The sequence below is a fragment of the Verrucomicrobiota bacterium genome, from assembly GCA_034440155.1.
Classification (GTDB): Bacteria; Verrucomicrobiota; Verrucomicrobiia; order JAWXBN01; family JAWXBN01; genus JAWXBN01.
In genome coordinates, this window is record JAWXBN010000055.1 from 1 (window position 1) to 9499 (window position 9499).

9 protein-coding genes and 1 pseudogene are annotated in these 9499 nt (G+C 49.1%); 2 read left to right on the forward strand and 8 right to left on the reverse strand.

Translation table 11 applies throughout. The annotated features are described in order from the left end of the window. Positions 1-214 (reverse strand): annotated as a pseudogene (locus SGI98_05885) (cobyric acid synthase). Between SGI98_05885 and SGI98_05890 the strand changes: the two are divergent. Then, the gene (locus SGI98_05890; protein ID MDZ4742933.1) at positions 171-302 is read left to right on the forward strand and encodes a hypothetical protein; all 132 of its coding nucleotides are present in this window, start codon (positions 171-173) and stop codon (positions 300-302) included. The pseudogene SGI98_05885 and the gene SGI98_05890 overlap by 44 nt on opposite strands. A gap of 32 nt (positions 303-334) precedes the next feature. Here SGI98_05890 and SGI98_05895 read toward each other — a convergent pair whose 3' ends face one another. The 7 genes from SGI98_05895 to SGI98_05925 form a co-directional block, all read right to left on the reverse strand. Further along, positions 335-2884, reverse strand: a complete 2550-nt coding sequence (locus tag SGI98_05895) for a pitrilysin family protein (GenBank protein MDZ4742934.1) — start codon at positions 2882-2884, stop codon at positions 335-337. A 125-nt stretch (positions 2885-3009) separates the two neighbouring features. Continuing rightward, on the reverse strand, positions 3010-3453 hold the full coding sequence (locus SGI98_05900) for a hypothetical protein (GenBank protein ID MDZ4742935.1): 444 nt from the start codon (positions 3451-3453) through the stop codon (positions 3010-3012). Then, complete coding sequence (locus tag SGI98_05905) at positions 3440-3598, reverse strand: hypothetical protein (protein ID MDZ4742936.1); 159 nt, start codon at positions 3596-3598, stop codon at positions 3440-3442. The genes SGI98_05900 and SGI98_05905 overlap by 14 nt, the downstream gene beginning before the upstream one ends. A gap of 35 nt (positions 3599-3633) precedes the next feature. Then, positions 3634-5694, reverse strand: coding sequence for a thioredoxin domain-containing protein (locus SGI98_05910; protein MDZ4742937.1), 2061 nt, complete (start codon positions 5692-5694; stop codon positions 3634-3636). A 139-nt stretch (positions 5695-5833) separates the two neighbouring features. Continuing rightward, a complete protein-coding gene (locus SGI98_05915) occupies positions 5834-7471 on the reverse strand; it encodes an MlaD family protein (GenBank protein MDZ4742938.1) in 1638 nt (545 codons plus the stop codon). A gap of 12 nt (positions 7472-7483) precedes the next feature. After that, positions 7484-8101, reverse strand: coding sequence for a paraquat-inducible protein A (locus SGI98_05920; GenBank protein MDZ4742939.1), 618 nt, complete (start codon positions 8099-8101; stop codon positions 7484-7486). Next, the gene (locus tag SGI98_05925) at positions 8098-8607 is read right to left on the reverse strand and encodes a paraquat-inducible protein A (protein MDZ4742940.1); all 510 of its coding nucleotides are present in this window, start codon (positions 8605-8607) and stop codon (positions 8098-8100) included. The genes SGI98_05920 and SGI98_05925 overlap by 4 nt, the downstream gene beginning before the upstream one ends. 205 nt (positions 8608-8812) lie before the next feature. Here SGI98_05925 and SGI98_05930 point away from each other — a divergent pair, with 205 nt between their 5' ends. Beyond that, complete coding sequence (locus SGI98_05930) at positions 8813-9328, forward strand: acylphosphatase (GenBank protein ID MDZ4742941.1); 516 nt, start codon at positions 8813-8815, stop codon at positions 9326-9328. The last annotated feature ends 171 nt before the right edge of the window (positions 9329-9499 follow it).

The window sequence follows — 9499 nt, forward strand, 5'->3', positions numbered from 1 at the left end:
ACCGGGTTCATCCGCGTCTGAGGAATCACACGGGCGGCTATGGTCTGGAGATACTGGGCACGCCCGATTTCGAGGCTATCAGGGGTGCCCGCCGCCTGATTACTCATGTTTTGGGCTTTAAACGGTGCCACCGAGAGGCCTTGGTTACTCAAATACGGCACAAAGCAGTCGTGAGAAAAGATTTCCCCGCATCACTCGTGCATCCCATCAACATGACCGTCCGGCGTTTTATCATGGTTACGAGCATTCCTGAAAGTGATAACCCCGACAAGAGTAATTACCCATCCCCGCCGGAGGAATAGGAGCAATCACCTTTTTTTTTATAAAAAATGACCTAAGGAGACACCACGACATTTACAAAATGATCGGTATTCAGATATTTTGCAGCCACGGCATTCACTTCTTCGAGGGTCAATGAATTGATCTTATCCGCGTATTTCCCCTCAAAATCAGTGCCTAGCCCGTACAGTTCATTCAAGGCCGTTTTATAAGCGAGTGTGGACGCGCTCTGATTACCCAATTGCTGGGCTCCGATGAGTTTGGCTTTTGCGCGCTTGAACTCCTCGGGGGTGAGCCCTTTTAGAGCCAGATTCTTAATCTCTGCAAGCATCTCTTTTTTGACAGCATCGACTTTTTTAGGATCTGTGCCGACATAAAAAACAAAGCTGCCGGGCTCGAGCCCGAGGAATTGACGCGCTCCGACAAAATAGGCTAACCCCATTTTCTCACGGATCCGGATAAAGAACCGGGAAGCTAGGTCAGAGCTTGCCTCTTCGATGACTTCGAGGGCATAACGATCCGGGGATTTGACATCTGTCCCGTTAAACCCGAAAAGAACGATGGCCTGAGCTTTATCGACCTTTTTACTGACATCACGCAGCTTATCAATAGGGGCGGAAGGAGGTATATTCCTCACAGTCCCCTTCCCGTTTGGCATGCCCTTGAGGGCGATTTCCATCTTTGATTTCACGACCGCCGGATCGATATCACCAAAGACTGCTATGACGAGGCCTTGGGAAAAAACGATGGATTGATAAAAGTCCTGGAGTTTTTTCCGGTCGATGACGGACACGGTCGCCTCGCTGCCATTAGCTTTCATCCCGTAAGGATGTGCCCCAAAGATATTTTGATTGAGCAAATTGCGCGCGATGACCATCGGTTGTTCCTGCTCGGCTTTAATCTCCGCAAGTTGCGCGGACTTTTCGCGTTTAAGCGCATCCTCAGGAAATGCGGGATGCATCAAAACATCAGCAAAAATATCCAGGCCGAGATCGAAATCGGGTTTTAAAACCTCCATACTCAAAGAAAAGGAGTTATTCCCGCTATCAGCCCCGATATCGCCGCCCACACTCTCGATTTCCCGTGCAATTTGCTCTGCTGACCTTTTTTGAGTGCCTTTCAGGATCATTTTCCCGAGCAACTTGCCTATCCCGTTATTTCCGGGAGTCTCTGAGAGTAACCCTCCGAGGGTAACCGCACGAAATGTCACAAAAGGCACCCTGGTATCACGGCACACTAAAAGTTTAATCCCGTTGGACAAGGTGAATGTTTCCACCTTAGAACGCTCTGACGTATCTGAAACAACCGCCTTTTTGGCCAATGACCCGATGGGATTAAGGGAGGTAACTGTCAGATTATTTTTATTCAGATAAGTTTTTGCGACCCGGACGATGTCCTGAGCCGTGACTTTCTGGACGTCTTCCAAATAACCCGTCGTAAAATCCAAATCCTTTGTCGAAAAGTAATTACTGCCGAGTTCCGCCGCTATACCCTCGACAGTACGCCTCCCGCCCAAAGCCCCACTGACAAAAGCCTTTTTTGCTTTGGCGAGCTCTTCGTCGGTCACAGGGTGGACCTTTAAATCATCAATCATGGATAGGACAGCAGTCTGAGCAGCCGCCCGCTTGTCGGGTTCACAAACCATTGCCACCCCGAAAAGGCCGGGATGCCCCGGTGTGTAAGCAAAAGCACTGATGGATTTAACCAGCTCTTTTTTCTCACGGATCTCCTGGTATAATCGTGAACTACGCCCTTGCCCGAGAATCAAGGATAGGACATCCAGCGCCGGCACATCAGGATTTGTGAGATCAGGGATATGATAAACCATACTCAAACGAGTCAGCTGGACATTCGTCTCTTGGTTGACTTCGCGCATACTCAGCTGCACTGGCTCAGCCTCGATGGGTAGCGGCGGCAGCGGCCCCCGCTTCCAGCTGGAGGCTAGCTCCCGGACCTTTTCCTCGACCTCACGGCTGTCCACATCCCCCACAATGACAAAGGTGATATTTTGGGGGATATACATTTTTTTGTAATACTCCATGACATCATTCCGTGTCAGCTGGTTATACACGTCAATATGCCCGATCACGGGAAACTTATAAGGATGCCGGGTATAGGCCTGTTCAAACATCAGGACCATGGCCATCCGGTCAGGGTTATCGTATCCCATCGCGAACTCACGACGGATCACCTCTTGCTCCTTGGTATATTCGTCCGGGGGCAGGGTAGAGTTTTCCATCGCATCAAAAAGCACATCGGTCATCGTCACCCATGCCGCAGCCGGGCCGCTGATATAAAAGACCGTCCTGTCAAATGAAGTATAGGCATTTATCTGGCACCCCTGATCCTGGACTTCCTGGGCGATTTGGGAATTCGAGCGCTTAGTCGTCCCCTTAAAAAGCATGTGTTCAAGAATGTGTGACATCCCGGCCCCGAGCCATTTACCTTCGGTAATACTCCCGGCATTCACCCACATCTGGGCGGATACTACAGGGGCATTCTTGTCTTCCTTGATGATGACGGAGAGTCCATTCTCCAAGACAATCAAACGGGCTCCTAACGGCGGCACATTTATTTCAGACGACTTAGATTCATTTGACGACATACGCTGCGATCCCTCTGGTGAAGTTTTGTTAAAATAATAAAATATCACCACCGCGATGATGACGATAAGAAATAAAGTAAGAACCTTCCAAAAATACTTTGTCATGATTTTTCAAAACCCTCCGGTTAATCGGAGTGAACACCGGGGGCGGGCGATTTGTTTCGTTTTGTCTTGGGAGCTGCCTTTGACTTTGGCCTGAAAGGTGTGTCGAAAGCATCGGTAAAATCATAGCCCCCGTAGAAATCCTGGACTTTATCGGTGTCAGTTTTCCCTAAAATCCCCTTCTCTACCATATTAAAAACAATGTGCCCGAAATCATCACACTTAAGGATCCCCCAAAAACTCAGCACGGTCCGCGACATAGGCCCAAACTCATCCAAGGCGTAAGACCTGATACCGTCGAGGAGCTCAGGCCCCGTCACATGACGGTTAGGATCCTTGTTATCTTTTTTATGGGTCTTTAAGGTGAAATCCAGTGCCTCTCGGACAAATTCATAAGCTTCCTCACTGTACCGCGTATCCTCGGTAAGGATAATCTCTAATGCTTCACTGAAACTAATTTTCTTCATACTTTGCGGTTTCCGAGATAGTTTGCTGGTCTAGGTGTTCAGTTCCGTGCCGTGAATTCCGCCAAATCATCACTAATCCTCCGAGAATCCCGGCTGATATGATGACAGCGATGAGTAATTGCTCTTGTTTAGTCAGTGAAAACATTACCACCTTTCTTGACAAGTGTGATTATCAATAATTTAAACCTGCGTCAGAGATTCTGCAAACTTTTCCTTACTCACCAAAGGCTCCAGACAGGCAAATTGTTCACACACATAAGCAACCGCTTTACCTTCGAAAAACTCCTTATCACCCAGCAATGGTAAACGGCTCTTATCCGCCGATGTCTTTGCGGCGACCACGGCAAACGGGGCGAATTTCCCCTTCAGCACATCTTCAAATCCAGCGATGCCTTCCCTTGTCCCGACAAGGGCGATCTCACGTGGTTTTGATGCGAAAAACTCGGCGGCACAAAGCCAATTACCAAAAAATGTGGGTGAACGGGAAACCAACTCCCGGACAAGCTTGAGTGAACGGTCGGCTGAAAAACCCAAATGGGGATCACCCGCAAGGAGCGCGAGCTTTTGATAAACCACCGCTACCACACTATTCCCACAAGGAGTGGCATTGTCGTCGAGTTCCTTTGGCCTCTGGATCAATGTTTCATGATCCTCTGAAGTGAAGAAATACCCCCCCTTTTCCTTGTCAGCAAATTGTTCATCGGTCACCCGCGCAAATTTCACGGCCTCCACGATCCATTCTTCCTCAAATGTCGCCTGATAGAGCTCCACCAGACCGTCCATGACCAGAGCGTAATCTTCGAGATATCCGTTCAATGTGGCCCGTCCGTCTTTAAAGTTACGATGGAGCCGGTTATTCCCGTGCCGCGAATGTTTTAAGAGGAATTCCGCATTGGCCTTCGCAGCCGCAGTAAATTTATTTTCCCCGAGCAAACGCCCGGCCATGGCGAAACTCGCCATCATCATGCCATTCCATGCCGTGAGGATTTTCTCATCACGTCCGGGTTTCACCCGTTTTTCCCGGACAGTAAAAAGTTTACTACGCCATTGCAGCACCTTTGCCGCAAATCGCACCGGATCGAGGCCTTTGTCCGCAGCAAATTGCGCAGGCAATTTGTGTAGGTTCGGGATATTTGAGTGTTCCCAGTTACCATGATCCGTGATGTCAAAATATTCAGAAGCCAAAGGGGCATCATCCGGCCCGATCACCTTATCGAATTCTTCTTTGCTCCACACAAAAAACTTCCCCTCTACCCCCTCACTATCGGCGTCCTGTGTCGAGTAAAAGGCTCCTTCGGGTGAAGTCATCTCCCTGAGCACATAGTCGAGGATATCCACACAAATTGCGCGGTAGGACCCGTTTCCGGTGAGCATCCAAGCCTCAAGGTATAAACGGCTCAAGAGCGCATTATCATAAAGCATCTTCTCGAAATGGGGCACGAGCCACTCTGCATCGGTGGAGTAACGGCAGAACCCCCCGCCGACTTGGTCGTACATCCCGCCCATGGCCATCTTGTCCAATGACAATCCGAGGTGATGCCGGGCGGTCTCATCACCCGTCCGGTGGATATACCGGCAGAGGTACATTAACGTCATGGCTTGAGGGAATTTCGGGGCATTCCCGAAGCCTCCATGGTACGGATCGATTTGTTTGACGATTTGCTGGGCGATATGATCGAGGACCGGGCGGGTAAATACCTGTTGAGAGGGTTCCGCTTTCAAAAACTGGCCCATCTCTTCAATAAGCCCTTTGCCTTGATTAACCAAATCCCCCTTTTTATCACGATAAGCAGCGGCGACAGATTCAAGCACTTGGCCAAATCCCGGACGCCCGTAACGGCTCTCTGGGGGGAAATATGTCCCCCCGTAAAAAGGGATCCCTTGCGGTGTCAGGAAAGCGTTTAATGGCCAGCCTCCTTGTCCGGTCATGTGCTGGACGGCTTGCATATAGATGTGGTCAAGGTCGGGGCGTTCCTCCCGATCCACTTTGATATTCACAAAAAGCTTATTCATCACCGCAGCAATTTGCTCGTTTTCAAAAGACTCATGCTCCATGACATGGCACCAGTGGCAGGCGGAGTAACCGATCGAAAGCAGGATCGGTTTATCTTCCGCCTTCGCCTTTTCAAGTGCCTCAGGTCCCCAAGCAAACCAATTCACCGGGTTATGGGCATGTTGTAAAAGATAAGGACTCGTCTCATGGACGAGTTTATTCGTAAAAGGATGTTCACTTCGATTCATAGATCCATCCAATCTCGCAAAAATAGCCATTTGCGCAAGTGAATCAATAGGACACCACCTGAAAAGACGCTAGTCGTATGACACCAAAAATAGATATCCCCCCATTTAGGCAGAGTCATGAGCCTCACTTCGATCGATCTTATTTAGCAGGAATCGACGGGGACCACTTCAGCCATTCCGGCTGGGGTTTATCCGCTACGATGAATTTTTGGCCAGGTTTAGCCATGGGTGCGAGTGTGGGGTCCTCAGGCGTGGCAAAAGATATCCCGCCAGCCACAAGGGCTTCCAGTGGGGAGATACTCAAGCTCGCGCCCATGCCCAAGAATCCGAAGTTCGCATTCACCCCACCGTAATCCCAAAAGACGGAATTTTCCCGGACAAGATGGCTGTATTCCTTATAGATCAGGAGTTTAACTTCAGCTTTGGTGGCATCTTTTGTCAGTCCGATCCCCACGACACGGCCCACGGGGACATTTTTATAATAAACAGGAGCCCCTTCGACGACTTTTAAATTTGAAGACAAAAGCTTCACCAGCAGTCCATCAGGATTCTCAGTCGTGATCCCGTCAGTCACTGCCCAATCCGTGACTTTAAAGGATTCCTTTACCTCCCCGCTTCCGGGCATGGCCTCAAGATATACTCCGCTGAAAAGGGTATCAGCCCCGGTCACCCCTTCCCAACCCGCTTTGGGGCGCACCAACCAATACCGCGCTCCACCTTTGAGGAGATCCGCTGCTTCGGACCTGATTGTCGCTCGTGCCTTAATGCGGTTGAGTGAACCGTCAAAATCCAAGGATTCAATAACCCCAACAACCAACCCCTGGTGTTTGATAATTGTACGCCCGGGATTCACCCCAGATGAATTCTCAAAGTAAAGATCCACATAGAGCCCCGCATTCTCGGCAATGTAACGGGTGTTATAAAGAGTGAACTTGTCATTATCATGTGCAGGGGCGGCATGGGATCCATCATCAAAATGATCAAGTCCGATACCTCCTTGGATCAGTGACTCCAGGGAATCCAGATCAACATTAAGCATCCCCGGGCCTGCGATGACTTCCAAACGGGCGGTCCTATAAAATGAAGTTTTTTGAGTAATCAACTTTTGATATTTTTCTTCAATATAAATCTCAATAATCGCCTGATCCATATCATCGGATAATTCGATATCCTGGACTGAACCCACGACAATCCTCCGGTAATAAATGGGAGAACCTACACTGATCGAACCCGCATGTTTGGCATTAAGAAAGAGGTTTAGTCCGGGTTCGCCGGCCCGGATCATGGGAATACGTTCTAGGCCTTTGAAGCTTGTCGTTTCCGCCCCTTCTCCCGGAACCACCCCGATATACACCCCTGAAACAAGGGTATCAAGACCACTGACCTTTCCTAAGCTAATGTGCGGGCGCACGACCCAGAAACTACTCCCCTCTTTGGCTAAGTTTTCAGCATGTTTAAAGAGCTGGAGTTTGACATTCACAAAAGACAGGTCTTTGGATAGCTCCAATGACTTCACCGTCCCGATCTCTACCCCGTGGTACTTTGCCATTGTTTTCCCTGCTTCGATCCCCCCCGCATCTGTAAAGGTAATCTCGATCAATGGCCCCCGTTTAGAGAGAGTCTGGTAAACGAGCCAAGCAGCCGCAAAAATGGCAATCACAGGAATAATCCATACGACAGAAAAGTGGCGTTTCCCCTCAATAACAGCCAAGGGAACCTCGCTAAAAGTTTCCACGCCGGGGGTTTGTGTTGGTTTTGGAGGGATATCTTCGCTCATGCTGATCCTGAATTAAGCGGTTTCCTTGTCCCAAATCAACCTTGGATCAAAGAAATCAGCAGCAAAAAGGGTAAGTATCACAACCGATGCAAAAGCCACAGCTCCCACGTCAGGAATGACGGTCGCCAAAACGCCAAGCTGTCCTAGAGCCACCAAAATCGAGAGCAAAAAGATATCCACCATCGACCAGACCCCGACAATCTCTACCGCCCTATACAAATAAGCCCGGTCCTTGCGGGAGTAACGGGTGGATGAACGCATGATCAAGAGATAGAGCAATGTGACTAATTTCATGAGTGGAATCACGATGCTCGCACAAAAAACGAGACCGGCGACGGGGGCCATTCCGGAATCGTAAAGCTCCATCACCCCGCCCCAGACGGTTAATGGCTGGACATCCCCCGTAAGGGTCAAGGTCATCACGGGAAAAAGGTTTGCCGGTAAATAAAGGATTAATCCCGCTATCACAAAAGCCCACGTCCGGTGGAGTGAATTGGGTTTGCGGTGGTGTATTTTCTCCCCACACCGGTAACAACGACAAACGTCTCCCTTCCGGAAATTCGTCGGCCAACGGTTATCCGCCTCACAAACCATGCATTTAACGATTCCTAGCTCGGTCCCGGTAGTCATGGCTTTGCTTTCTGGAGTTTCACAAGTTTCTCCCAGATAAACTCCCGATCGAGGCATTTTGTCGCTAGGATCGAGCAAAGAAAAAGGCCAAAAAGGATATAGGCACCCATATCCATTTCCGTAGAACCCATCTCGTCGAGCTTTGTAATGGCCACGAGGATTCCCGCTGCATAAACCTCAATCAAACACCATTTTCCGGAGGTGAGTGTATATTTAAAAACCCGTGTCACACCGGGAAAACGCCAGCCGAATTTCACCGGGATCAATACATAAGTCAGACCGATCATTTTAAAAGCCGGAGCAAAGAGGCTCGTCCAAAGGATGATCAAAGCCAACGGCCAATAAATCCCATTCATAAGCTGCAAAGGCCCGGTCGTCAGGAAATTCGAGGCTGAATTCCCCTTGAAATTAAATGTGAGCACCGGATAGGCATTCGATAAAAGGGCAAGGCATAATCCCGCGACGGCAAATGATAATGTCCGGTTAACCGTCTCAGGCTTCCACATCAGAAGAGTCTCTCCACAACGGGCACAACTAACCCTTCCAGGGCCATTCCACGGGGGGATATGGTTAAGAATGTCACAGCCATGACAAATAATAGTTTTATTTTCAGCCCCGTCCATTCCCGCATTAAAGCAATTTGCGCCATTTTCACAAACCAGAAATTTTCCAGCTTGAAAGAAGCACTCTCCGGTGTTCTAATTCGCGCCCATGATGAGACCTGTAATCCTCTTGATCTTTTGTTTATTTCTCCCTCTGTCCCCTCTCCTCAATGCCCGTGAAATTAAACTCTCCGCAGTCACCGGCACAGCCACAGGGGACGTCCAAAAGGTCGGGTTCAGGGCCCATATATTTAAGGCAGCCATCCGTTATAATCTAGCCGGCACGGTCAATAATAATCCCGACGGCTCTGTTTCATTTACGCTCCAAGGGGATTCACAGGGGGTCAAAAAAACCCTTAAAGAAGTGGGTGAAGGCTCCAAACACTCGCAGGTCTCCGAAGTAACCAGCCAGCCCTCGGAACTGATTACAGGTATGAACACCTTTACCGTTTACGGGTGGACATCCCATACCAGAGATATTTCCACCCCTTATAATCTAGTATTCACCCTCCGATCTGATGACTCCCTAATCTCCGAAAAAAATGCCAAAAAAGTCTATTATCAAATCCTCGAAAATACACTCCAAGGCGAGGATAAGGACAAAATCAAAAAACACCGTCTTTAACCCGACTTCCGCTACTGGCGGTGAAAAACGGTTTTTTTGGGGTGAATTTTGGGGATAATATTTTGTAAGTCATTGATGTTGAGGGGAGGCATTTTTGAAAAGGGCGTGTAGTGGCGACCTACCCCCTATTCAATGCGGATAAAAGCCGTTAATATGGGCTGATGTATTTGA